At 69.0% G+C, this 25,184-nt stretch carries 16 protein-coding genes, 1 tRNA gene and 1 pseudogene; 7 read left to right on the top strand and 11 right to left on the bottom strand.

Features of this window, described 5'->3' with window-relative positions:
* Positions 1–115: 115 nt before the first annotated feature.
* The 7 genes and pseudogenes from rpmE to ACN27F_RS25370 form a co-directional block, all read right to left on the bottom strand.
* Complete coding sequence (gene rpmE / locus ACN27F_RS25400; protein ID WP_421437619.1) at positions 116–340, bottom strand: 50S ribosomal protein L31; 225 nt, start codon at positions 338–340, stop codon at positions 116–118.
* 225 nt (positions 341–565) lie between these two features.
* Positions 566–2,440 (bottom strand): transcription termination factor Rho, encoded by a 1,875-nt coding sequence (gene rho, locus ACN27F_RS25395; RefSeq protein WP_421437618.1) that lies wholly within the window; start codon positions 2,438–2,440, stop codon positions 566–568.
* 292 nt (positions 2,441–2,732) lie between these two features.
* Positions 2,733–3,677, bottom strand: coding sequence for a homoserine kinase (thrB, locus tag ACN27F_RS25390; protein ID WP_421437616.1), 945 nt, complete (start codon positions 3,675–3,677; stop codon positions 2,733–2,735).
* A 9-nt stretch (positions 3,678–3,686) separates the two neighbouring features.
* Positions 3,687–3,929, bottom strand: coding sequence for a hypothetical protein (locus ACN27F_RS25385; protein WP_421437614.1), 243 nt, complete (start codon positions 3,927–3,929; stop codon positions 3,687–3,689).
* Between the two features lie 15 nt (positions 3,930–3,944).
* Positions 3,945–4,817 carry an SPFH domain-containing protein gene (locus tag ACN27F_RS25380; protein WP_421437612.1) on the bottom strand — a complete coding sequence of 291 codons (873 nt, stop codon included), beginning with the start codon at positions 4,815–4,817 and terminating at the stop codon, positions 3,945–3,947.
* A gap of 235 nt (positions 4,818–5,052) precedes the next feature.
* Positions 5,053–6,273 (bottom strand): annotated as a pseudogene (locus ACN27F_RS25375) (MFS transporter); the annotation flags it as partial.
* Positions 6,274–6,378: 105 nt separating this feature from the next.
* Positions 6,379–9,687, bottom strand: a complete 3,309-nt coding sequence (locus tag ACN27F_RS25370) for an efflux RND transporter permease subunit (RefSeq protein ID WP_421440438.1) — start codon at positions 9,685–9,687, stop codon at positions 6,379–6,381.
* 202 nt (positions 9,688–9,889) lie between these two features.
* Here ACN27F_RS25370 and ACN27F_RS25365 point away from each other — a divergent pair, with 202 nt between their 5' ends.
* Positions 9,890–10,429, top strand: coding sequence for a MarR family winged helix-turn-helix transcriptional regulator (locus ACN27F_RS25365; protein WP_421437610.1), 540 nt, complete (start codon positions 9,890–9,892; stop codon positions 10,427–10,429).
* Here ACN27F_RS25365 and thrC read toward each other — a convergent pair.
* The 4 genes from thrC to argS all read right to left on the bottom strand — a co-directional run bounded on the left by thrC (position 10,397) and on the right by argS (position 15,919).
* Complete coding sequence (thrC, locus tag ACN27F_RS25360; RefSeq protein WP_421437609.1) at positions 10,397–11,446, bottom strand: threonine synthase; 1,050 nt, start codon at positions 11,444–11,446, stop codon at positions 10,397–10,399. The two genes, ACN27F_RS25365 and thrC, sit on opposite strands and share 33 nt — an antisense overlap.
* A 63-nt stretch (positions 11,447–11,509) precedes the next feature.
* Complete coding sequence (locus ACN27F_RS25355; protein WP_421440436.1) at positions 11,510–12,814, bottom strand: homoserine dehydrogenase; 1,305 nt, start codon at positions 12,812–12,814, stop codon at positions 11,510–11,512.
* Between the two features lie 2 nt (positions 12,815–12,816).
* Positions 12,817–14,202: a diaminopimelate decarboxylase gene (gene lysA / locus ACN27F_RS25350; protein WP_421437607.1), complete on the bottom strand. Its 1,386-nt coding sequence runs from the start codon at positions 14,200–14,202 to the stop codon at positions 12,817–12,819.
* Between the two features lie 52 nt (positions 14,203–14,254).
* Complete coding sequence (gene argS, locus ACN27F_RS25345) at positions 14,255–15,919, bottom strand: arginine--tRNA ligase (RefSeq protein WP_421437605.1); 1,665 nt, start codon at positions 15,917–15,919, stop codon at positions 14,255–14,257.
* Positions 15,920–16,021: 102 nt separating this feature from the next.
* On the opposite strand from argS, the gene ACN27F_RS25340 reads away from it, so the two are divergent.
* The 6 genes from ACN27F_RS25340 to ACN27F_RS25315 all read left to right on the top strand — a co-directional run bounded on the left by ACN27F_RS25340 (position 16,022) and on the right by ACN27F_RS25315 (position 25,038).
* Positions 16,022–16,900 (top strand): DUF3105 domain-containing protein, encoded by an 879-nt coding sequence (locus ACN27F_RS25340; RefSeq protein WP_421437603.1) that lies wholly within the window; start codon positions 16,022–16,024, stop codon positions 16,898–16,900.
* Between the two features lie 29 nt (positions 16,901–16,929).
* Positions 16,930–17,634 carry a DUF305 domain-containing protein gene (locus ACN27F_RS25335; protein ID WP_421440434.1) on the top strand — a complete coding sequence of 235 codons (705 nt, stop codon included), beginning with the start codon at positions 16,930–16,932 and terminating at the stop codon, positions 17,632–17,634.
* A 191-nt stretch (positions 17,635–17,825) separates the two neighbouring features.
* The gene (locus ACN27F_RS25330) at positions 17,826–18,443 is read left to right on the top strand and encodes a helix-turn-helix domain-containing protein (protein WP_421437601.1); all 618 of its coding nucleotides are present in this window, start codon (positions 17,826–17,828) and stop codon (positions 18,441–18,443) included.
* 65 nt (positions 18,444–18,508) lie between these two features.
* Positions 18,509–18,580, top strand: a tRNA-Arg gene (locus tag ACN27F_RS25325).
* Between the two features lie 366 nt (positions 18,581–18,946).
* On the top strand, positions 18,947–19,261 hold the full coding sequence (locus ACN27F_RS25320; RefSeq protein WP_421437599.1) for a trypco2 family protein: 315 nt from the start codon (positions 18,947–18,949) through the stop codon (positions 19,259–19,261).
* Positions 19,262–19,302: 41 nt separating this feature from the next.
* Complete coding sequence (locus ACN27F_RS25315) at positions 19,303–25,038, top strand: tetratricopeptide repeat protein (RefSeq protein ID WP_421437597.1); 5,736 nt, start codon at positions 19,303–19,305, stop codon at positions 25,036–25,038.
* Positions 25,039–25,184: the final 146 nt, after the last annotated feature.

Raw genomic sequence — 25,184 nt, 5'->3', positions numbered from 1 at the left:
ACTCCTTCATCCGCCGCGCCCGGCGAGCCCGAGACACGTGCCCGGCGCACGCCGGGCGACAGACGCTGCGGCGCCCGCTTCCGGTGGTCACCGGAAGCGGGCGCCGTGCGGGCAGCTACTTGGCCTTCTTCGCCTGAGCCTTGGCGTACTTCTGCTGGAACTTGGCGACCCGGCCGGCGGTGTCGAGGACGCGTTGCTTGCCGGTGTAGAAGGGATGGCAGGCGCTGCAGGTCTCGACGTGGATCCTGCCGCTGGTAGCGGTGCTACGGGTAATGAACGAGTTGCCGCAGGAGCAGCTGACCTCGGTGTTCACGTACTCCGGGTGGACGTCCTTCTTCACGGGCGTGGTCCTCTCATCGTCGGTCGCCGGGTCGCCGTCATCGCCGCCCGCGTCCTGACGCGGGTCGACTCGGGCGTGAACCGGAACCTTGGCCGGTTGACCAGTCTGCCATGGCCTGCGGTACCGGACCGCGCCGGGCGGCCGGGACCGCCCGGCGCACCGCCGGCGCCTGGTCCGCGCTACGCAACGCCCCGCGGACCAGGCGAATTCCCGTTCGTCGGCCGGTCACTCCCCCGGAGTGGACTTGGCGATCTGCATCAGGAACTCGATGTTGGTACGGCTCTGCTTGAGCCGGTCCAGCAGCAGGTCCAGCGCGGCCTGGGAGTCCAGCGAGTGGAGCACCTTGCGCAGCTTGTGGGTGATCGCGAGTTCCTCCGGCGCCAGCAGAATCTCTTCCTTACGGGTGCCGGAGGGGTGGATGTCGATCGACGGGAAGACCCGTTTGTCGGCGATCTTGCGATCTAGCTTGAGCTCCGCGTTGCCGGTGCCCTTGAACTCCTCGAAGATCACGGTATCCATCATGGATCCGGTCTCCACCAGGGCGGTGGCCAGGATGGTCAGCGAGCCACCGTTTTCGATGTTGCGGGCGGCACCGAGAAAGCGCTTCGGCGGGTAGAGCGCGGTCGAGTCGATACCGCCGGACATGATCCGGCCACTGGCCGGCGCGGCCAGGTTGTACGACCGGCCCAGCCGGGTGACCGAGTCGAGCAGGACGACCACGTCGTGGCCCAGCTCGACCAGCCGCTTGGCCCGCTCTATCGCCAGCTCGGCGACAGTGGTGTGGTCCTGCGGCGGCCGGTCGAACGTGGCGGCGATCACCTCGCCCTTCACCGACCGCTGCATGTCGGTGACTTCCTCCGGACGCTCGTCGACCAGGACGACCATCAGGTGGCACTCGGGGTTGTTCCGGGTGATCGCGTTGGCGATCGCCTGCAGCACCATGGTCTTGCCCGCCTTGGGCGGGGAGACGATCAGCGCCCGCTGCCCCTTGCCGATCGGCATCACCAGATCGATGACCCGGGTGGTGAGGATGTGCGGCTCGGTTTCCAGCCGGAGCCGGTCCTGCGGGTAGAGCGGGGTCAGCTTGTAGAACTCGGGCCGTCGACGGGCCTCCTCGGGCTCCATGCCGTTGATGGTGTCCAAGCGGACCAGTGGGTTGTACTTGTCGCGGCGCTGCTCGCCCTCCCGGGTGGCCCGCACCGCGCCGGTGACCGCATCGCCGCGCCGTAGGCCGTACTTCTTGACCTGCGACATCGACACGTACACGTCGTTGGGCCCGGACAGGTAGCCGGTGGTCCGGACGAACGCGTAGTTGTCCAGCACGTCGAGAATGCCGGCCACCGGGACGAGGACGTCGTCCTCGGTCACCTGCGGTTCGCGGCCGCTGCCGCCGCCGTCGGCGCCGTCGCCGCGGTCCCCCCGCCGCCGGCGGTCCCGGAATCGGCTCCGGCGCCCGCGCCGGCCGCCACCATCGTTGTCGTTGCCGTCGTCGTCGCTGTCGCGTTGGCCGCGGTCACCGCGATCACCTCGGTCGCTGCGATCACCACGGTCACCGCGATCACCACGGTCACCGCGATCACTGCGCTCGCCACGCTCACCACGGTCACGGCCGTTGCGGCCGTCGCCACCGCGCTCACCGCGGTCGGTGCGCTCCGCAGGCTCGGCGGGTGCGGCAGCCTCCGCCTCGTCGGCGCGAGGCTCGGTCGCCGTCGTGCGGCTCGACCGGCTTCGCCGGGCCCGCTCGCGTGCCGGTGGCTCCTCGACGATCGCGAGTTGCTCGCCGTCGCCGCCGTCGCGGCGCTCGGTGTCGGTGCGGACGTCGGCACGGACCTCCTCCCGAGGGGGAGCGGTGGCCGCCGCGACCTCGACGCGCGCTCGTGGCGCGCCCTCGCCTGACTGGCGTTCGGAGATCGCCACGATCAGCTCACTCTTGCGCATCCGGGCGGTACCGGAAATGCCGAGCGACGCCGCGAGGCTCTGCAACTCCGGCAGCAGCATCGCGGACAGCCCGGTGCCGGACCGCCGACGGCGGGCAGGAGCAGCGGTAGTGTCGTCAGCGACGTTGGAGACATCCGACGTCACGTCGGTGGTGTCGCTCAATGGATTCCTTCCCTCGATAGGCCGGGCAACCCGGGTCAAAAGAGCTAGGTGGCCGGGTCGCCTCGGTGCACCCGCCTCGCATGACACGTCGCGGGAGTCTTCGCGCAGCCTTGCCGGTATCAGAGCATCACCAGCCTCGGTGACAGATCTCGGCGTCTGCAGCGATCCGTGGAGACTGCGGTTTGGCGGAGGCCTAGGCAGAGGTAAGACGGGGTTACCGCCGAAAGCTTCGGGGGTGCGCCGCCCCGCAGGAGATCGCGTGCTTCGCGGCTGTGCTTGGCCTAGAGCGTAATCAACTCTTCCGACCTGCGGCAACAGGGTCCCGCTCGGCGTGTCCTACTATAGCGCCTTCGATCCGCGCTCCGGCAACGTCTACCAGCAACGAATGTGCCCGCCAGTCCATTCCCGGACAGAAATCCTCCGGTACGGCGGTGAGCGCGAGCACGCTCGGACCGGCGCCACTGACGACCGCGGCGACCCCGGCTGCCCGCAACCGGGCGATCAGATCGGCGCTGCCCGGCATCGCCGCAGCCCGGTAGTCCTGGTGGAGTCGGTCCTCGGTCGCGGCCAGCAGCAGCCCGGGCTCGCTGGTCAGGGCATGCACCAGCAGCGCGGCCCGGCCCGCGGTGAACGCCGCGTCGGCATGCGGGACCTGCGCCGGCAGCGCGGCCCGGGCCACCTCGGTGAGCCCTCGCTGGGTCGGCACGAAAACGGTCACCGCTATGTCGGGATTCACCGGCATCGACACGGCCCGGGCACCGTCCGGTTCCGTCCACGCGATGGTGAATCCGCCGAGCAGGCAGGGGGCGACGTTGTCCGGATGCCCTTCGAGCCGGGCGGCGATCCGCAACGCGGCGGCGGTGTCCAGTAACCGCTCGCCGCCGTCGACCAGTGCCCGGGCCAGTCGCACACCGGCCACGATCGCGGCCGACGACGACCCCATGCCGCGCGCCTGCGGGATCCGGTTCACGCAGTCCAGGACGAGTCCGGACGGTCGGGCACCGAGTTCGTCGAAGGTCGCGTTCATCGCCCGTACCACCAGGTGGCCGTCGTCCCGGGGCAACTCGCCGGCTCCTTCGCCGGTGATCTGCACCTGGCTGCCGGCAGCGGCGACCCGGGCGGTGACCTCGTCGTATTGGCCCAGCGCGAGCCCGAGGGCGTCGAAGCCCGGGCCCAGGTTGGCGCTGGTGGCCGGCACCCGTACGGTGACCGGCCCGGGTACGAAGCGAATGCCCATCGCCTCATGCTAGGTGCTGTCCAAGCCGTCTTCCGCGTCGCCGTCTTCCGCGTCGCCGTTCGCCGAACCGCCGTCCGCCGAGCCACCGCCGGGCGGTGCGCGTCTCGGAGACCGCCCGGCGGCGCTCAGCGCCAGCCGCAGCGCGTACTCGATCTGGGCGTTGACGCTGCGCAGGTCGTCGGCGGCCCACTTGGCGATGGCTTCGTGGACCGCCGGGTCGAGCCGCAGCAACAGCCTCTTACGTTCGGCCATCAGCCGCAGACCACCTCAGCTGTAGAGCGAGCCGGTGTTCACCACCGGTTGAGCGGCCCGGTCACCGCAGAGCACCACCAGCAGGTTTGCCACCATCTGCGCCTTCCGCTCTTCGTCGAGGTCGATGACGTGTTCGTCGCGCAGCCGCTCCAGAGCGTTGGAGACCATGCCGACGGCGCCTTCGACGATGCGGAACCGGGCCGCGACGATCGCTGACGCCTGCTGACGGGCCAGCATCGCGTGGGCGATCTCCGGGGCGTACGCCAGATGGGTGACCCGCGATTCCAGCACCTCCACACCGGCCAACTCGACCCGCTCGCGCAGTTCCTCGGTCAACTCCTCGGCGACCACGTCGCTGTCGCGCAGGCTGGCCCGGCTGCTGTCGTGCGCCTCGTACGGATAGCTGGTGGCCAGGTGCCGCACGGCGGCCTCGGCCTGCACCGCGACGTACTCGACATGGTCGTCGACGGAGAACACCGCCTGGGCCGAGTCGACCACCCGCCATACCACGACGGCCGCGATCTCGACCGGGTTGCCGTCGGCGTCGGCCACCTTCAACCGGTCGGTCTCGAAGTTGCGCACCCGCAGGGTGACCCGGCGACGGGCGGTCAACGGCCAGGTCCAGTGCAGGCCGGCGCTCCGGATCGAGCCGAGATAGCGACCGAAGAACTGCACCACCTGGGCTTCGTTGGGATTCACTACGGTGAATCCGGTCACAGCAAGGGCGACCACCACGACGTACCCGACGACGACGCCGACCATCCATGGCTCGACGCCGTACGCGGAGCCGCCGGTGTCACCCAGCACGACCGCCACGCCGAGCAGTCCGAACCCGATCATGACGGCTAGCACCAGGAACCCCGATGTGCGGTACACGGCCCGTTCCATGATCTCTCCTCGCTTGACGACGTACCGCTCCCCCGGGCGGGGTCCGGTATCAAAGTGATATCACTATGCTAGCAAGCGATAGCAACCTGGACGGCTGTCGGGCCGTTGGACGGTGCGCGGCTCAGCGGACGGTGCCGGACGTGGCCCGGACCACGACGTCATCACCGCCCACGTCATCACCGCCCACGGCCTTACCGCCCACGGCCTCGTCACCCGGGCCGGTGCCGCCCACGGCGTCGCCAGCCGGTACGGCGAGCGACAACCGCCGCGTGGCGAGCCGCCAGCCGACCGCGTAGACCACCGTCACCAGGCCACAGGCGGCGAGGATGATCCGTGGCTCGATCGAGTCGATGACGGCGGCGACGACGAGTTGGCTCACCGAGATCGACAGGGTGGCCAGCATCAGGTCGGTGGCGAACACCCGCCCGCGCAGCCGGTCCGGCACCACGGCCTGCAGGGCGTAGTTGGACAGCACCCAGTTGCTGCCGCCGCCCAGATGCGCGACGAAGACCAGGACGAGCACCAGGGGGAACCAGGTGACCAGGGAGATGCTGGCGTACGAGATCCCGTAGACCGACATCGACGCGGCCAGCGCGGTGAGCAGCCAGGCCGGCCGGTTGAGCACCGGACGCATCAGCAGGGGACCAACCACCGCGCCCGCGCCCCGGACGGCGAACAACAGACCGGTGCCGATCGCGCCCACTCCGTAGACGCCGGCCAGCAGTGGAAACAGGGTCAGCACCCCGTTGCCGAGACCCACCGCGCTCTTCACCGTGATCAGGCCCAGCGCCTGCGGCCGGTGGCTGACGTAGCGCAACGCCTCGCCGATCGCGGCGAAGGTCCGCAGCGCCGGGACGGACGATTCCCGGGGAGCCTGCATCGGCCGGCGGATCGTGGTGGTCACCACCGCCGCCAGCAACAGCGCCCCCGCCGCGATCCAAAAACAGCCGTATGGGCCGATCACGGCGCTGAGCACACCACCGAGCGACGCGCCGACGATCGCCATCGTGCCCCAGGCGGAACCGGCGAACACGTTGGCAGCGGGCAACTCGGCCGCGGACACCAGGTTCGGCAGGGCGGCCTGCGCCGCCGGCGAGTAGCAGGACTTGGCGACCGCCAGTGCCGCCACCGCCAGCACGGCGAGCCAGGCGGTGCCCGGCGTCCGCACGGCCAGCAACCCCAGCACCGCGAGCACCGCGGCCAGGTTGGCGACGATCAGGATCTTACGGCGGTCGAACCGGTCAGCGAGCGTGCCGGTCAGCGGCAGCACCAAGGCGTGTATGCCGGTGTCCGCGGCCAGGATCAGCGCGCCCCAGACACCGCTGCCGGTCAGCTGCGGCAGCAGCACCAGCAGCGGCACCATGACGAACCAGTCGGCGCCGAAAACCACCAGCTCCGACAGCAGCAGGCGTCGGAAGTCACGGTTGTTGGTGAGGACCGCCAGCGGTGAGGTCACGTACCGACACCTTACCGACGGGCGTGCCGGCAGCGGGCGGACTGTGATCCGCGCTACCTGTCCCGGTGGGCCCCGGGAGGTCTCCTCCGGGGCCCACCGGGACGGTTACTGGTCTGCCGGCGGCAGTGGCGACTTGCGGCTCTTCGGCAGCTTGAGCACCTCGAACTGGTCGGTGCCATCGGTCAACGCCGCCGACGGGCGGGTCGGCGGTGCCGCTACCGGTGACTCCTTGCGCGCCGTCGGCTTCGCGGCTGCGTCGGCACCGCGACCGTTGTCACTGCCGGCACCGCCACCGGACCCGGTCGACGTGGTGGCCGCCGCGGTAGCGGAGTCGGTGTCCGCGGCGTCGCCGGCCCGGGTGCCGGCCCGGCGCTCGGCGCGCCGGGCGCGCCACCGTTCCTTGGTCCCCTCGACCGTCGTGTACAGCGTCGGCACCAGCACCAGGGTGAGCAGTGTCGAGCTGAACAGGCCGCCGATCACCACGATCGCCAGCGGTTGGCCGATGAAGCCGGCCACCCCGGTCAGGCCGAGGGCCATCGGGGTCAGCGCGCAGATGGTGGCGATCGCGGTCATCAGGATCGGCCGCAGCCGGCGCCGGCCGCCCTCGACCACCGCCTCGGACACGCTCATGCCCTGATCGCGGTACTGGTTGATGAGATCCATCAGCACGATCGCGTTGGTGACCACGATGCCGACCAGCATCAACGCGCCGATCAACGCCGGTACGCCCATCGGCGTACCGGTGGCGACCAGCAGGCCGATCGCGCCGGTCGCGGCGAACGGCACCGAGACCAGCAGGATCAGCGGCTGGATCAGGCTGCGGAACGTCGCCACCATGATCACGAAAACGATGGCGATCGCGGCGAGCAGCGCCAGCCCGAGGTCGGCGAAGGCTTCGGCCTGATCGGCGCTGACCCCGCCGATGGTGTACGTCGCCCCGGCCGGCAGTCGCAGGTCGTCCAGCCGCTGTGCCAGGTCGGCGCTGGTCTGCCCGACGTTCGAGCCGGTGGCGGTGCCGGTGATGGTGGCGCTGCGCTCGCCGTCCACCCGGTTGATCTGTACGGGGCCGTCGACCTCGACGATGTCGGCGACGTCGTCGAGGGTCGCCGGCCCGATCGGCAACGCGGCGAGCTCCTCGACCGAGGTCACCCGGGCGGCGGGGCTGAGCAGGACGTCCATCTGGTCGCCGTCGATGGTGACCTGTCCGAGCGGGCTGCCCCGGAAGGCCTGCGCGACGAGCTGCCCCAGCGCGGCCTCGCTCAGTCCGACCTGGGCCGCCGCCGCACGGTCGATCCGCACCTGCAGCCGGGTCACGTCCTCGGACAGGGTGCTGGTGACGTCGGCCACGTCCGGGGTCTGCGACATCGCCGTACGGACCCGCTCGGCGGCGGTGGCCAGGTCGTCCGGATCGTTGGCCTGGACGACGACCTGCAACTGGTTGGTGCTCGACCCGCCGGGCCCGCCGCCGGCCGCCCCGACGGTGATCTCTCCCAGCCCGTCGCGACCGGCCAACTCGTCACGCAGCTGTTGCTGCACGGCGATGTTGTCGGTGCCCTCGGTCAAGGTGATCGAATAGCTCGCCGTGGTGTTGCCGCCACCGCCGGCGAACGGATTGCTGCTGGCGCCGATCGACACCTGGTAGGACTCGATCCCGTCGGTCCGGGCGAGGGTACGCTCCACCGAGATGGCCGCCCGGTCCACGGCGGCCAGACTGGTGCCCGCCGGCAACTCCTGGCGCATGCTCAGCGTGTCCTGGCCCGCGTCGTCGATGAAGTTGGTTTCCAGCCGGGTGCTCAACGCGAAGGTGCCGAGCAGCACCGCAAGGCCGATTCCCACGGTGGCCCAGCGGCGGGTGGTGGCGAACCGGATGACCGGCAGGTAGCCGCGCTGCAACGGGCTGCGTAGCTCCTTGGCTTCGGCTTCGCGGCGGATCGCGTCGGCGTCTTCGCCGTCGGCGGCCGGCTTGAGGAACCAGTAGGCCAGCACCGGGATGACCGTCAGCGACACCAGCAGCGAGGCGAGCAGCGCCACCGTGACGGTGATCGCGAACGGCGCGAACAGCTGCCCGACGAAGCCGCCGACGATCGCGATCGGGGCGAAGACCGCCACCGTCGCCAGGGTCGACGAGGTCACCGCGCCGGCGACCTCCCGTACGCCGGTGATGATCGCGCTTTGCCGGTCCTCGCCGTACCCGAGATGACGTTTGATGTTCTCCAGTACGACGATCGAGTCGTCGACCACCCGGCCGACCGAGATGGTCAGCGCGCCCAGGGTGAGCAGGTTGAGCGAGTAGTCGCCGGTCCACAGCGCGATCAGCGCGATGAGCACCGACAGCGGGATGGACACCGCGGTGACCAGGGTGGACCGCACCGACAGCAGGAAGACCAGGATGACCAGGACCGCCATCACCAGGCCGAGCATGCCTTCGGTGGTCAGCGCCTCGATCGAGCGCTCCACGAACGGCGCCTGGTCGAACACCACGATCAGCTCGGTACCGGCGGCCTCGCCCAGCTCGTCGAGCCGGTCGCGGATCTCGTGGGAGATGCCGACCGCGTCGCCGTCGGGGCCGGCGGTCACGGCGATCCCGAGGCTGTCCTCGCCGTTGGTCCGGGTGATCGAGGTCGCCGGGGCGCTCTGCTGGCTGATCTCGGCCACGTCGCCGAGCTGCACCGGCGGCCGACCGGATGCGGTGAGGTAGATCCCGGAGAGGTCGGTCAACGAATCGATCCTGCTGCCGACCTGGACGGTCAGGCTCTGCTCACCGTCGGTGAACGCGCCCGCCGGAACGGTGACGCCGTTGACTTGCAGGGCGGTGCCGATCGCGCTCGGGTCGAGACCGGCGGCGGCCAGCGCGGCATGGTCGGGGGTGATCGTGACGACCTGCTCGCTGGCCCCGGTGACGTCGACGGTGCGTACGCCGTCGATACCGTCCAGCTCAGGCACCACGATCTCGTCGAGCCGCCCGGCCAGTCCCGGACCGCCGGCGCCGGTGGCGGCCAGCACGACCGCCGGCAGGTCGTCGGTGCTACCGGCGAAGACGACCGGTTCCACCCCGTCGGGCAGCTGAAGCCGGCTGAGCGAGGTCTCCATCTCGTTCACGGCGCTGTCCAGGTCGGTGCCGAAGGCGAACTCGACCTGGACGGTGGCGAAGTTCTCGCTGGAGCTGGAGGTGACGCCCTCGATGTCGGCGACGCCCGAGATGGCGCTTTCGATCGGCTCGGTCACCTGCGCTTCGACGATCTCCGGCGCCGCGCCGGGATAGACCGCGCTGACGAAGGCGGCCGGGAACTCCAGCGAGGGCAGGAGCTGCTGTTTGAGTGTCGGGATGGTGAACGCGCCGAACAGCGTGATCACGACCGCGACGAGCGCGACGAGGCCCCGGTTGGCGAGGCTGAGTCTGGCGAGCAACGACATGTGCGGGCTCACTCCTGGAAAGGGTCCGGCGGCTTGGTTGAGCGGCTTTCACGAGCGGATTGGTGGGTGTGGTGCCGCTGCCTCGGCAGCAGCGCAATTAGTTTGCCCCAGGCTAACAGTTAGCGTCACACCGGGTTATTGGATAACGTGTGCAGCCATGGCGGGCGGCGACCCGCGCCCAGCGGTGGCGGAGGGAGCCGCAGTGACCCGGCGGGACGAACTGATCGCGCAGATCATGGCCGCCCACCACCGATTCCAGCTCCTGTTCGCCTCCGACCGATCCGATCCGCTGTTCGAGTCGCAGCTCACCGTTCCGCAGCTGAAGATACTGCTCCTGCTCTACCTGCATGGCGCCGCCTCCGGTCAGCAGCTGAGCCGGGCGAACGGCGTACGGCTGGCCACCATGACCGGGATCGTCGACCGGCTGGTCGCCCAGCACCTGGTACGACGCAGAGAAGACCCGCACGACCGGCGGGTACGGCTGGTGGAACTGACCCGGGACGGCCAGGAGCTGATCGATCGGATCGTCACCGCCGGTGCCGAGCGGCAGGCCCGGCTGCTCGGCCGGCTGGACCTGGCCGGCCTGCGGACCGTCTCGGCCGCGTCCGAGCTGCTGCTACAGGCCGCCGAGGCGGACGCGGCCGAGGGCGGCGGGATGGACACCACCTGCGGGTGGCCGACCGACCGCTCCCACCCGGTAGGGCCGGCGTTACGCCAGGTCGAGAGCACGGGCGGCGAGTAGCGGATCGCTGCCGATGGTGGTCGGTGCCGGTGCGGTCGAGATCGCCCATTCCGGGTCCTTCAGACCGTGTCCGGTCACCGTGCAGACCACGGTGGCGTCGCCGGGCACCCGGCCCGCCGCGGCGGCCTGCAGCAGCCCGGCGACGCTGGCCGCGCTGGCCAGCTCCACGAAGACGCCGACCTCCCGGGCCAGCAACCGGTACGCGGCCAGGATGTCCCGGTCGGTGACCGCGTCGATCAGCCCGCCGGAAGCGTCCCGGGCGTCGAGGGCCTTCGTCCAGCTGGCCGGGTTGCCGATCCGGATCGCGGTGGCGATCGTCGACGGCTGGCGGACCACCTCGCCGGTGACGATCGGCGCGGCGCCGGAGGCCTGGAAGCCGTACATCTTCGGGGTACGGGTGGCGTTGCCGGCCGCGACGTCCTCCAGGTAGCCCATCCAGTACGCGCTGATGTTGCCGGCGTTACCGACCGGCAGGCAGTGGATGTCCGGGGCGTCACCGAGCCCGGCGACGATCTCGAACGCGGCGGTCTTCTGCCCGTGCAGCCGGAACACGTTGACCGAGTTGACCAGCGCGACCGGGTAGTCCTGCGCGAGTTTGGCCGCCATCGACAGGCAGTCGTCGAAATTGCCGTCGACCTGCAGCAGTTTGGCCCCGTGCACCAGTGCCTGGGCCAACTTGCCCAACGCGATCTTGCCCTGTGGGACGAGGACCGCGCAGGTCAGCCCGGCCCGGGCGGCGTACGCGGCGGCCGACGCGCTGGTGTTGCCGGTGGAGGCGCAGATGATCGCCTTGTTGCCCTCCTCGACCGCCTTGGACACCGCCATGGTCATGCCGCGGTCCTTGAACGACCCGGTCGGGTTGGCCCCCTCGACCTTGAGGTAGACGTCGGCACCGACCCGGTCGGAGAGCACCGGCGCGGGCAGCAGCGGTGTGTCGCCCTCGTAGAGGGTGACCACCGGCGTGGCGTCGGTGACCGGCAACCGGTCCCGGTACGCCTCGATCAGGCCCCGCCACATGACAACCTCCTCGACTCGGCGCACAGCGTACCGGCCGTCGCGGGCCGCGCGTCCCGGTCGGTGCTAATGGTCGCCCTCGACCCGCAGCACGCTGGCGATCGAGCGGACGATGTCCAGGCCGCGCAGCTCCTCGACGGTGGCGGCCAGGGCGGCGTCCGGAGCCCGGTGGGTGACGATGACCAGGCTGGCGTCGGTGTCACGGCCGGACTGACGCACGGTGGCGATCGACACGTCGTGGCGGGCGAACACGCCCGCCACGGCGGCCAGCACACCGGCGCGGTCGGCCACGTCGAGGCTGATGTGGTAGCGGGTGACCGCCTCGCCCATCGGCCGGATCGGCAGGGCGGCGTACGAGCTCTCGCTGGCCGAGCGGACCCCGGCGAGCCGGTTGCGGGCCACCGCCACGATGTCGCCCAGCACGGCGCTGGCGGTCGGCGCGCCACCGGCGCCCCGGCCGTAGAACATCAACTGCCCGGCGGCAACCGCCTCCACGAAGACCGCGTTGAACGCGTCGCCGACGCTGGCCAGCGGATGGCTGCGCGGGATCATCGCCGGATGCACCCGGACGCTGACCGACTCGGCGCCGCTGGCGTCCGGACCGCGCTCGGCGATGCACAGCAGTTTGATGGTGCAGCCCATCTCCTGGGCGCTGGCCATGTCGGCGGCGCTGACCTCGGTGATGCCCTCGCGGTGCACGTCGGCGGCGCCGACCCGGCTGTGGAAGGCCAACGAGGCGAGGATGGCGGCCTTGGCGGCGGCGTCGAAGCCCTCGACGTCCGCGGTGGGGTCGGCCTCGGCGTAGCCGAGGGCGGTGGCCTGTTCGAGGGTCTCGGCGAAGCCGGCACCGGTGGCGTCCATGCCGGACAGGATGAAGTTGGTGGTGCCGTTGACGATGCCGGTGACCCGGGTGATCGAGTCGCCGTGCAGCGACTCACGCAGCGGTCGCAACAGCGGGATGGCACCGGCCACCGATGCCTCGTAGTACAGGTCGGCGCCGCCCTCGGCGGCCGCGTCGTGCAGGGTGCCGCCGTCCTCGGCGAGCAGCGCCTTGTTGGCGGTGACCACGCTCTTGCCGCCGCGCAGCGCCTCGACCAGCCAGCCACGGGCCGGTTCGATGCCGCCGACGACCTCGACGACCACGTCCACGTCGTCGCGTTTGATCAGCCCGAGCGCGTCGGTGGTGAACAGCGCCGGGTCGACCGGCAACCCGCCGCGGGCCCGGTTGGGTCGCCGCACCGCGATCCCGGCGATCTCGATCGGCGCGCCCACTCGCGCGGTCAGGTCCGTGGCCTGCTCGTGCAGCAGCCGCAGCACCTCGGAGCCGACCGTGCCGCAGCCCAGCAGCGCCAGCCGTACCGGCTTGTCCATGCTCACCCCACATCCAATGCCAGCAGGTCGTCCTCGGTCTCCCGGCGCACGATCACCCGGGCCGCGCCGTCGCGGACCGCGATCACCGGTGGCCGGGGCACGTGGTTGTAGTTGCTGGCCATGCTCCGGCAGTACGCCCCCGTACCCGGCACCGCGAGAAGATCTCCGGGCCGCACGTCGGCGGGCAGGAATTCATCCTTCACCACGATGTCCCCGGACTCACAGTGCTTTCCCACGACGCGGGCCAGGATCGGCGGCTCGGCCGACGCCCGGCCGGCCACCGTGGCCGAGTACGACGAGTCGTACAGGGCGGTGCGGATGTTGTCGCTCATGCCGCCGTCGACGCTGACGTAGCTGCGGATGCCGTCGACGTCCTTGACCGTGCCGACCTCGTACAGGGTGAGCACCGCCGGCCCGACGATCGCCCGGCCCGGCTCGACCGACAGCCGCGGCACGGCCAGCCGCAGCGCCTCGCACTCCGCGTCGACGATCTTGTTCATCCGCTTGGCCAGGTCGTGCGCGGGCGCCGGGTCGTCCTGGGTGGTGTACGCGATGCCGAACCCACCACCGAGGTCGAGCTCGGGCAGCTCGACGCCGCGCGCGTCGCGGATCTGCGCCTGCAGCGCCAGCACCCGCCGGGCGGCCACCTCGAACCCACTGGTGTCGAAGATCTGCGAGCCGATGTGCGAGTGCAGGCCGCGCAGGTCGAGCACGCCCTCGTCGAGGATCCGGGCGGCGGCGGCGAACGCGGCCCCACCGGCGAGGGAGAAGCCGAACTTCTGGTCCTCGTGCGCGGTGGCGATGAACTCGTGGGTGTGCGCCTCGACGCCGACGGTGACCCGGACGAGCACCGTCGGTCGTACCCCGCGCTCGCGGGCCAGGACGCTCAGCCGGTCGATCTCGTCGAACGAGTCGACGATGATCCGGCCGACGCCGACGTCCACCGCGCGGGCCAGCTCGGCCGGCGACTTGTTGTTGCCGTGGAAGCCGATGCGCTCCGGCGGCATCCCGGCCGAGAGCGCCACGGCCAGTTCGCCGCCGGTGCAGACATCCAGGTGCAGGCCCTCCTCGGCGACGACGCGCACCACCGCCCGGCACAGGAACGCCTTGCCTGCGTAGTAGACGTCCTGACCGGCGAAGGCGGCCCGGAAGTCGCGGCAGCGGGCCCGCAGGTCGTCCTCGTCGAGCAGGTACGCCGGGGTGCCGTGCTCGGCGGCCAGCTCGCGCACGTCCCGGCCGCCGACGGTGAGGGCACCGGCGTCGTTGCGGGTCACCGTGCGCGGCCACAGCTGCGGCAGCAGGGCGTTGACGTCGTCGGGGGTACGTAGCCAGCCCGGCCCCCGGCTGCCCAGGTCGCCGTGCAGGGCTCCGGCTTCGTGTGCGCGCACGGCACTACCGTCCTTCGTCAGTCATGCGTCCGTCGGTCATCCGTCGTCGCCGTCACATCCGCTCGGGGGCGCAGACGCCGAGCAGGTCGAGGCCGTTGGCGATCACCGTACGGGTGGCGTCGTTGAGCCACAGCCGGGCGCGGTGCAGATCGGTGATCTCCTCGTCGCCGAGCGGCATGATCCGGCACTTGTCGTAGAACCGGTGGTACGCCCCGGCCAGCTCCTCCAGGTAGCGGGCGATCCGGTGTGGCTCGCGCAGCTCGGCGGCGGAGGCGACCACACCGGGGAACTCGCCGAGCGCCTTGAGCAGCTCGTTCTCCTTGTCGTGGTCGAGCAGCCCGGGCCGGAACGCCTCCGGGTCGCCCCGGTGCAGACCGACGTCGGCGGCGTTGCGGGCCACGCTGGCGGTCCGGGCGGCGACGTACTGCACGTAGAAGACCGGGTTGTCGTTCTTGGCCCGGGTCCACCGCTCGACGTCGATGTCGATCGGCGAGTCGGAGGAGTAGCGGGCCAGGGCGTACCGGGCGGCGTCCACGCCGATCGCCTCGACCAGGTCTTCCAGGGTGACCACGGTGCCGGCCCGCTTGGACATCCGCACCGGGGTCCCCTCGCGCACCAGGTTCACCATCTGCCCGATCAGGATCTCCAGCGTCTGATCGGGGTCGTCGCCGAAGCAGGCGGCCATGGCCCGCAGCCGGCCGATGTAGCCGTGGTGGTCGGCACCGAGCATGATCACGACCTTGTCGAAACCCCGCTCGCGCTTGTCCAGGTAGTAGGCGCAGTCGGCGGCGAAGTAGGTCCACTCGCCGTTGGACTTGCGCAGCACCCGGTCCTTGTCGTCGCCGAAGTCGCTGCTGCGTAGCCAGGTCGCGCCGGCTCGTTCGTAGAGCCGCCCCTGCTCGCCCAGCCGGGTCAGCGCGTGGTCCAGCTCGCCCCGGTCGTGCAGGTCCTTCTCGTTGAAGTACGTGTCGAAGTGCACCCCGAACCCGGCCAGCGACGACTTGATCTCGTCGAACATCAACGCGACGCCTTCGACGCGGAACAGCTCCCGGGCGGCGGCGTCGTCGAGCTCGCGTACCTGCGGATGCTTGGCCACGATGACGCTGGCGATGTCGGCGATGTACGCCCCGCCGTAGCCGTCGGCCGGGGTCGGCTCGCCGCGCGCCGCGGCCAACAACGAGTTGGCGAACCGGTCGATCTGTGCGCCAGCGTCGTTGAAGTAGTACTCGGTGCCGACCTCGGCGCCGGTCGCGCGCAGGATCCGGGCCAGCGCGTCACCGACAGCGGCCCAGCGGGTGCCACCCAGGTGCACCGGGCCGGTCGGGTTGGCCGAGACGAACTCCAGGTTGAGCCGCTGTCCGGCGAGATGGGTGCCGTGGCCGTACGCCCGGCCGGTCTGGACCACGGTGCGGGCGAGTGATCCGGCGGCGGCCGAGTCGAGGCGGATGTTGAGAAAACCGGGCCCGGCGATCTCCACCGAGCTGATCCCGTCGGTCTCGCCGAGCCGGGCGGCCAGCGCGGCGGCCAGCTCGCGCGGCGCGGTGCCGACGCGCTTGGCCAGCTGCAACGCGAGGTTCGAGGCGTAGTCGCCGTGATCGGGGTTGCGGGGACGCTCGACGGTGACCGCCGCGGGGAGTAAAGATAGATCGAGGTTACGGTCGGCGAAGACCGACCGGGCCGCGGCGCGGACGATCTCAGCGAGATTGTCGGGAGTCACCGAAACATGTTACCGGGGGTAGACTCGGGGACTTGGCGGCGACCCGTACCTGCTGTGACCCGCCGGAGCCCCTTGACCCACCGACTGACGAGGCACCACACCATGAGCATCAGCACCCAGGGTGGCGAGCAGCGCCGTCCCTCCGCGGTCAGCACCGGCAAGCCGGCGGCCGGGGGCAAGGCCAGGTCCGAGTCCAAGGCCGGTACCAAGACCACCGCCAAGGCCGGTGACACGAAGGCCGTCGGCGCCCGGGCGGGTGGCGGCGGCAAACCGGGCACCACGGGCAAGGGCGGCAAGGGCCCCCGCAAGCCGGTCAAGCCGGTCAGGGTGAGCCAGGAGCGGGCCTGGGGTCCGATCGCTCTGATGGTCGCGGTCGGCGTGCTGGCGACGGGGATCATCGGGTACGGCGCGTGGGCCGTCGCCCAGGGTGCGAAGTCCTGGCAGGACCGGGCCGCCGGCATCGACGGCCTGGTCAACTATCGGGAGACCAACGAGGCGTTGCTGCAGCCGATGGAGGGCAAGCAGTCGCACGAGTGGGGCCCGCTGGAGTACGAGATCCAGCCGCCGGTGGGCAGCAGCCACAATCCGAACTGGCAGAACTGCATGGGTGACGTCTACGACGCGCCGATCGCCAACGAGCACGCCGTACACAGCCTGGAGCACGGTGCGGTGTGGGTGACCTACCAGGAGGGTCTGGCCGCCGACCAGGTGGAGACCCTGGCCGGCAAGGTACGCGGCAACGAATACATCATGATGAGCCCGTTCGAGGGCCTGGAGTCGCCGATCTCGCTGCAGGCCTGGGGCTACCAGCTGGCCGTCGACGACGCCAACGATCCACGGATCGACGAGTTCATCCGGGCGTTGCGGCAGAACGCCACCGTCGAGCCGGGCGCCACCTGCTCCGGCGGGATCACCGCGACCGGCACCACGCCGCGCGACATCGGCACCCAGGAGCAGCAGATGGACGGCGCCGGATCGTGACCGCCAGGACGGATCCGGATCCGGACGCGATGAGCGGCATCGCGTCGGACGGGCCGGCCGCGCACCACGAGCCCGCGACGGACGCCTCGGACGAGCCCGCGACGCGGGGTGACGGGGCGGGTGGAACCGGCAGCCGGGGCCGGTTCGGCACCGCCTGGCTGGCCGCCGCCGTCGTGGTCGGCCTGCTGCTCGGGTACGCCGCCGGCCTGCTCACCCCCGGCCTGCTGCGGCCGGGCGACACCGCACCGGAGGCGGGCTTCGCCCGGGACATGTCGACACACCACGCGCAGGCGGTCGAGATGTCCATGCTGGCGCTGGAGCGCAGTGAGAATCCGGCGGTGCGCACCCTGGCCGGCGACATCGCGCTGACCCAGCAGGCCCAGATCGGCATGATGCAGACCTGGTTGCGTGAGTGGGGGCTGGAGCCGACCGGCACCCGGCCCCGGATGGACTGGATGGAGGTCGCCGGCGAGTGGGCGGTGGTCGACGGGCTGATGCCGGGGATGGCCACCGACGCCCAGCGGGCCGAGTTGCGGGAGGCGTCCGGACCCGACTTCGACCGGCTTTACCTGTCGCTGATGCTCACTCACCACCTGGGCGGCATCCACATGGCCGACGGGGTGCTCGAGCTGTCCGACGACGATGAGGTGCGCTGGCTGGCCGAGACGATGGTCAACGGTCAGCAGAAGGAGATCGAGCTGATCCGTACCCTGCAGTCGCAGGTCGGCGGGTAAATCCAGGATTCGGCGATTCGCCCGATTTGGTCGACTGAGTCGCATCGGCGGCTCTCGGGACCTTTTCTGGCTACATATCGCTACCGTCCTGAAACAGCCTCGTTGGTCCTGACGTGGGGGCAGTGCTAAGTGACACAAGGAGATCGCTCACGAGCTGGTGCCGTCGGCACCGGCTCGGCGGTGACGGCGCGGTGGCGGCCCGCCGTCGCGGGACAGGTACCGGTGACGCCGGCGGGCTGACACCGGAACAGGAACTCGAACTCATCGACATGCTGCGGGGCCGCTGGCCGCAGGAGTATGCCCTGGCGGACGAGCTCTGGAGCCGGCGTACGGTGGCCACGCTGGTCGAGCGGCGGTTCGGGCTGGCGCTGAGCCCGACCGACGTCGGCCACTACCTCGACGCGTGGGGGCTGGCACCCAAGCGGCCGGCCGAGCGGGCCTGCGGGCTGTGCGTCGCCGCGGTCAGCGACTGGGTGGACACCGTCTACCCGGATCTGATGCGTACCGCCCGTGACCACCGTACGGATCTGTGGTGGTTGGGACGGACCCGGTTGCATGGCACCACGCCCGCCGCCGACGTGCTGTCCGCCGCTTCGGTACGCGGCCAGATCCGCTTCATGATCCTGACGCCATCACTGGATCCGCCGCTGCCGCGTGAGTTCCTGCTGCGACTGTCCGGACCGGACCGCCGTGGCGCGCACATCGTGGTGGACGGCTCCTGGGTCAGCTCCGAGCTGCCCCGACGGCTGCCGCGCGGCATCGTCACGCACCTGCTGCCGAGTTGCGCCCGGACCACTCGCGCCGCCTGAGGCACCGCGACGGATACCGGTTCGGCAACGGCGGCCCGGGCCTGCTAATCTTCCTGGGTCGCTGAGCCCCCGTAGCTCAGGGGATAGAGCACCGCCCTCCGGAGGCGGGAGCGCAGGTTCGAATCCTGCCGGGGGCACGTCACAGAACTATGCAGTGCCGTCAGGCACACTGATCGTCAAGGCGACCTATCCCCTGACGCGATCACGGAGACAGCGGGGATGAGCACACCCCTCGATCCCCATGGCAAATCATGCCCGGCGGGGTGCCGTAGGTTCGCTTCCCTGGCCAGGCACCACAGAACTGGACAATCCGAAAACCTCCCGCGGAGCGGTTGCTCAATCCGTCTACGGTCACCTCCGCGTGGTTGCTGGCGAGCCCCACCCGCCACCAAGCAGGCACCGCAGTAAGCTCAGCCCGAGGTTAACGAAATTCGGTGTGCCCGTCGCACGCTGGCTATCAGACGAGTTTCCGCGTGCGGAGCCGACCTGAAGGGGATGCGAGCATGTCCAGGGAAGAGACCCGGCCAGCGGGCACCGTGGCTGGCTTGGCGGAGGCTGTCAAAGCGCTTCGGGCCGAGCTGAACGACGCAATGACAGCAGGACAGCACGAAGCGTTACGGTTCGAGGTCGGTACTGTGACCATGGAGTTCGCGGTTGAAGTCACCGCCGACGCGGAAGCGAAAGGCGGCGTAAGGTTCTGGGTGGTTGAACTCGCCGCCGGCGGCAGCGTCGGGCGCTCCGCCACTCACACCGTTACGCTGGAACTCAAGCCCAAGACGCAGGATGGGCGGAGTCCGCTGATCTCCGACGAGGAATAGCCGGGCCGGTTGCAGTGCCAATCGGAGTGCCGGGGCAACGCGTGGCGCTGCTACGCAGTCCTCTACCGAACGGCAAGTACCGCATCGGCACTGGCACCCTTATCGGCGGACGTCTAGTACTCACGGCAGCTCATGTCGTCTTCGACAGCACCGGCGTTCCGCTGGCCACGATTCAAGTCGGGCCCTACCAACGAGCGGCACTCCTTACTGGCAGCGTGGTCTGGCCCGAACGCTACGAGGCGCACCCCGTCCCCGGACGGGGCATGGATGCTGCACTCGTCGAGATTGATCAAGATTCGCCGCATACGGCGGGGCCGACGAGCGCCGTTTCGTTCGGTATGATGACTGGTCGTGCTGGCGGAATGCCCTGCGAGGCGATCGGCTATCCTCGAGTACTCCGAGACCCGGACGGCCTCCGCATTGATGATCACATATCGGGATTCATCAACCCGGGTTCAGGGGCCGTTGTTGGCCGGCACGACATCAAGATCACTAGCGCGGCCCCCGTCTCACCCACTGAGGACGACTCCGTGTCACCGTGGTCCGGAGCTTCGGGCGCAGGCGTGTTTGTCCACGGGTTGCTCACCGGTGTGCTGGTGGTCGATCTGCCGGGCTTTCCTCACGATAGACTTACCGCCTTACCAGTACACCGCTTGCTCGCCGACCCCCACTTCCGTGGTGTCCTTGCGGCCCAGCTCGGGGAAACAGAGGCATGGCAGGAAGCGGAGTCGGTCGAGCTAGCCCATCTACTCTCCCACCCGCGGCTAGCCCCCCAAAGTCGGCGATCCCCAGCGACGTTGTTGCGCGCCGATCAGGAAGTCGTGCCGTTTCGTAGCCGAGAAACTCAGCTCAGCAGCCATGTGGAATGGTGTTGCGATCCGCAGTCGCTCCTTGAGATCCGCCTCGTGCGCGGTCCGGGTGGGCAGGGCAAGACCCGGTTTGCTCGGCAACTCGTACACACGATGACCGAGAGGGGTTGGCTCGCCGGCTTCATCCGCGCTGATCTTCCCGGCCAGAGCCTCGACCTGTCTCCCCTTGCCGACACTTCCGACACCGCCGTCCCCGGAGTACTTCTCGTCGCTGACTACGCCGAGACCCGGACCCAGCAGCTCGGGCGGCTGCTACCGCTGTTGTGGAACGCCGCCGACACCGCCCCAGTCCGGGTGCTACTGCTCGCACGCACTGAGGGCGACTGGTGGCGCGATCTAAAGTTGCATCACCCCGACGCCCTAGAAACGGCAACGACATCCACGCTGCCGCCCCTGGATGACACGTTGTCCGCCCGACGCCAGGCATACCGTCGTGCTGTCACCGCGTTCGCCGCCGCCCTACCCGCCATCGACCCCGGCACCGACTGGCAAGACCTCGCAGCACAAGTCATTCCTCCCGAGGACTTGGACGCCGACCGCTACGGCAGTCCGCTAACTCTCCACATGAGCGCCCTCCTAGCCCTCCTCCAGGCCGGCACAGTCACGATGGCGGCACATGGGCGGCGTCCCATCCTTGCCGACGAAGTCGTCGACTTGTACCGAGAAAGAGTCGATAAGCAACCGGACCAGTTCGCGTCGGATCTCGCATACGCTCTGTCTCGCCAAGCGGAGGTATTCGCGGCTCGAGGCAGCCGAACCGTCGCGGTGCGAACGGCAGCTGAGGCTGTCACGTTGTATCGCACTGTTGTTCAGCGCAATGAACCTGATGCCGTTGCAGGGCTAGCGTTGTCTCTTGAGAACCTCAGTGCCCGCCTGTCCGAGGTCGGCCGCCGCGAAGAGGCACTAACCGCCGGCCAAGAAGCCATCGACCTCTACCGCCAGCTAGCCGCCAGCGCGCCAGACGCCTTCCTGCCCAACCTCGCCACCGCGCTCAACAACCTCAGTGCCCGCCTGTCCGAGGTCGGCCGCCGCGAAGAGGCACTAACCGCCGGCCAAGAAGCCATCGACCTCTACCGCCAGCTAGCCGCCAGCGCGCCAGACGCCTTCCTGCCCAACCTCGCCACCGCGCTCAACAACCTCAGTGCCCGCCTGTCCGAGGTCGGCCGCCGCGAAGAGGCACTAACCGCCGGCCAAGAAGCCATCGACCTCTACCGCCAGCTAGCCGCCAGCGCGCCAGACGCCTTCCTGCCCAACCTCGCCACCGCGCTCAACAACCTCAGTGCCCGCCTGTCCGAGGTCGGCCGCCGCGAAGAGGCACTAACCGCCGGCCAAGAAGCCATCGACCTCTACCGCCAGCTAGCCGCCAGCGCGCCAGACGCCTTCCTGCCCAACCTCGCCACCGCGCTCAACAACCTCAGTGCCCGCCTGTCCGAGGTCGGCCGCCGCGAAGAGGCACTAACCGCCGGCCAAGAAGCCATCGACCTCTACCGCCAGCTAGCCGCCAGCGCGCCAGACGCCTTCCTGCCCAACCTCGCCACCGCGCTCAACAACCTCAGTGCCCGCCTGTCCGAGGTCGGCCGCCGCGAAGAGGCACTAACCGCCGGCCAAGAAGCCATCGACCTCTACCGCCAGCTAGCCGCCAGCGCGCCAGACGCCTTCCTGCCCAACCTCGCCACCGCGCTCAACAACCTCAGTGCCCGCCTGTCCGAGGTCGGCCGCCGCGAAGAGGCACTAACCGCCGGCCAAGAAGCCATCGACCTCTACCGCCAGCTAGCCGCCAGCGCGCCAGACGCCTTCCTGCCCAACCTCGCCACCGCGCTCAACAACCTCAGTGCCCGCCTGTCCGAGGTCGGCCGCCGCGAAGAGGCACTAACCGCCGGCCAAGAAGCCATCGACCTCTACCGCCAGCTAGCCGCCAGCGCGCCAGACGCCTTCCTGCCCAACCTCGCCACCGCGCTCAACAACCTCAGTGCCCGCCTGTCCGAGGTCGGCCGCCGCGAAGAGGCACTAACCGCCGGCCAAGAAGCCATCGACCTCTACCGCCAGCTAGCCGCCAGCGCGCCAGACGCCTTCCTGCCCAACCTCGCCACCGCGCTCAACAACCTCAGCGCCGCCCTTCTGGCAATTGGACGAGCAGAGTCCGCCCAAGAGCTACTTCAGGAAGTTGCAGCGATCCGCCCACGGTTGACCAGCGCAGTCGGCGCTCAAGCCGCGCAACAACTACAACAGGCGCTACGATCGGACGATGCTGATGCGTTGAACACAGCGATTGGTTCATTCCGGCGGATGGGGACACTTCCATCCGATGCCTCAGATCGAGCCGCGATCCTGTCGAGCCTGGCGACCGCATTGCGCATCCGCTTCGAGCGCACCGGCAAGATAACGGACCTACACCAAGCTATCGACGCCGCCGAGCGCGCAGTCGCGGCAGTTCCACCCAATGATCCTAACCAGCCCGAATATCTGTCGAACTTGGCAGCAGCATTGCGGATCCGGTTCGAGAGTACCGGCGAGTTGATCGACTTGGACCGTGCACTGAACGCCGCCGAGCGGGCAGTAGCGGCTACGCCAGCGGAGCATCCAGGCCGAGCAGCGTTCGAGTCTAATCTCGGATTCATCTTATGGGTCCGGTACGAACGCACCGGCGACCTCGCCGACCTCGACCAAGCCGTGTTCGCCAGCCAACGCGCAATCGACACCACCCCAAGCGACCACCCCAACCAAGCCGGCTACCTGGCAATCCTCAGCGCTGCCCTGCGCACCCGGTACGAACGCACCGGCGACCTCGCCGACCTCGACCAAGCCGTGTTCGCCAGCCAACGCGCAATCGACACCACCCCAAGCGACCACCCCAACCAAGCCGGCTACCTGGCAATCCTCAGCGCTGCCCTGCGCACCCGGTACGAACGCACCGGCGACCTCGCCGACCTCGACCAAGCCGTGTTCGCCAGCCAACGCGCAATCGACACCACCCCAAGCGACCACCCCAACCAAGCCGGCTACCTGGCAATCCTCAGCGCTGCCCTGCGCACCCGGTACGAACGCACCGGCGACCTCGCCGACCTCGACCAAGCCGTGTTCGCCAGCCAACGCGCAATCGACACCACCCCAAGCGACCACCCCAACCAAGCCGGCTACCTGGCAATCCTCAGCGCTGCCCTGCGCACCCGGTACGAACGCACCGGCGACCTCGCCGACCTCGACCAAGCCGTGTTCGCCAGCCAACGCGCGGTCGAAGTCAAAACAGCTCCGGCCGGACAACGGGCTAGCGCGGCAAGAGAGTGGGGAGCAGCTGCGGCAGCGCAGCGCGACTGGCAACGAGCAGTTGAGGGGTATGCAGCGGCAATAAGTCTTTTTGCAGCCGCCGCCCCCCGGAGCCTAAGTCAGAACGACAGAGAACACAATCTAGTGGGGCTATCAGGGCTGGTATCAAATGCCGTGGCATGTTCCCTGCAAGCAGGCCGGGTACAGCTCGCTGTCGAGCTGTGGGAGCAAGGTCGGGCAGTTTTGTTCAGCCAAGTCCTCGACACGCGGCCTGACCTTAGCAGTCTTGCCAAACATCGCCCAGTTCTTGCTGAACGCTTCGCTCAGTTGCGATATGCCCTCGACCACCCGATAGACGTTGCGGGAACCGAAGGTTTCAGGCAGGGTTATGAGCACCTTTTAGGTGACGATACAGACGGCATGCCGTCAACACGCCGAGCTCTTGATCACCGCTTCATGCTGGCCGAGCAGTTTGACCAGCTAGTTAGTGAGATTCGGGCCTTGCCCGGCTTCGAGCGCTTCTTGACCCCTCCCGCAATTGATGACTTGCTGTCGGCCGCGAGCGCGGGTCCGGTCGTTCTTGTCAACATCAGTGACATCCGCTGCGATGCCCTGATTTTGACGTCGGCAGGAGTGGAGATAGTGCCCTTGCCCGGGTTGACACCCCACGATGTTGAAACCCGAGCCTTGGCGTTCCTCACCGCGCTAAACGACCCGCTTCCTGGGGAGATGCCAGAAGCCCGGCGAATTAACGCCCAGTTGTCCGAGACACTGGAATGGCTGTGGGACACTGTTACCGGCCCGGCACTAGAACATCTTCATCTCACCGGCAAACCTCCTGGCGATCAGCAACGGCCACGGCTGTGGTGGTGCCCGTCCGGATTGTTGACCTTCCTGCCATTGCACGCCGCCGGCTATCATAATTCACACCAAAATCATTTCTCTAGGACCGTAATAGATCGAGTGATTTCCTCGTACAGCCCAACCATTCGCGCGCTCATCCATGCCCGCCGGGCAGGCGCCATAAGTCACGGAACAGACGAGTGGACGCAGAGTTCTGAGCGCGTCCTAGTAGTCGCGACGCCGCATGCTCCCGGCGCGACCTATCTACCAGGCGCGGAAGAAGAGGCGAGATTAATCGATCGCCTATTCCCGGGGCAGGCAAAAGTTCTTGAGGGACGCCATGCCACATATTCGAATGTGATGGACGCGTTGCCCTCGCATCAGTGGGCGCATTTTGCCTGCCATAGCTTAAGCGATCTGGCCAATCCGTCAACGAGCGGGCTTCTGCTCGAAGACCGCGTGCTGACAGTTACGGACGTCGCCAAGTTGATGCTGGACAGCGCGGAACTTGCCTTCCTATCCTCATCAGCTACCGGCCGTGGTGGAATTCTACTGTCCGATGAGGCGATTCATCTAGCGGCTGCATTCCAGCTCGCTGGCTACCGGCACGTTATTGCTACGCTTTGGCCTATTGCCGACGCTCCGGCAGCCGGCATCGCCGAAGACTTCTACCGGACGTTAGCTGTTCACGATTCACCTGACGCCGCAGCCGTCGCGCTTCACAACGCAACTCGCAGGTTGCGCGATGCCATGCCGAACCAGCCCCTTGCCTGGGCGTCTCACACCCATAGCGGAGCGTAGGACGCAAAGCCGAAGTCAGTCACGATACGCTTCGTCCTAGAGAACGGAATGGCAGCCGGGTCCGAAATGATCAACGCCGTTCGCCAAGGTAAGTTCCACTTCGTCCGCGAGGTTTTGCTTGCGGAGACACGGGACCTCCTGGGTGA

The sequence above is a fragment of the Solwaraspora sp. WMMB335 genome, from assembly GCF_049179075.1.
Lineage (GTDB): Bacteria > Actinomycetota > Actinomycetes > Mycobacteriales > Micromonosporaceae > Micromonospora_E.
This window is presented reverse-complemented; position numbering and strand designations above follow the sequence as displayed.

Excerpts from the sequence above, each read along its gene's own strand:
- thrB (WP_421437616.1), bottom strand. The coding sequence starts at position 3,677 with ATGGGCATTCGCTTCGTACCCGGGCCGGTCACCGTACGGGTGCCGGCC.
- ACN27F_RS25385 (WP_421437614.1), bottom strand. The coding sequence starts at position 3,929 with ATGGCCGAACGTAAGAGGCTGTTGCTGCGGCTCGACCCGGCGGTCCAC.
- ACN27F_RS25380 (WP_421437612.1), bottom strand. The coding sequence starts at position 4,817 with ATGGAACGGGCCGTGTACCGCACATCGGGGTTCCTGGTGCTAGCCGTC.
- ACN27F_RS25370 (WP_421440438.1), bottom strand. The coding sequence starts at position 9,687 with ATGTCGTTGCTCGCCAGACTCAGCCTCGCCAACCGGGGCCTCGTCGCG.
- thrC (WP_421437609.1), bottom strand. The coding sequence starts at position 11,446 with ATGTGGCGGGGCCTGATCGAGGCGTACCGGGACCGGTTGCCGGTCACC.
- ACN27F_RS25355 (WP_421440436.1), bottom strand. The coding sequence starts at position 12,814 with ATGGACAAGCCGGTACGGCTGGCGCTGCTGGGCTGCGGCACGGTCGGC.
- ACN27F_RS25340 (WP_421437603.1), top strand. The coding sequence starts at position 16,022 with ATGAGCATCAGCACCCAGGGTGGCGAGCAGCGCCGTCCCTCCGCGGTC.
- ACN27F_RS25335 (WP_421440434.1), top strand. The coding sequence starts at position 16,930 with ATGAGCGGCATCGCGTCGGACGGGCCGGCCGCGCACCACGAGCCCGCG.
- ACN27F_RS25320 (WP_421437599.1), top strand. The coding sequence starts at position 18,947 with ATGTCCAGGGAAGAGACCCGGCCAGCGGGCACCGTGGCTGGCTTGGCG.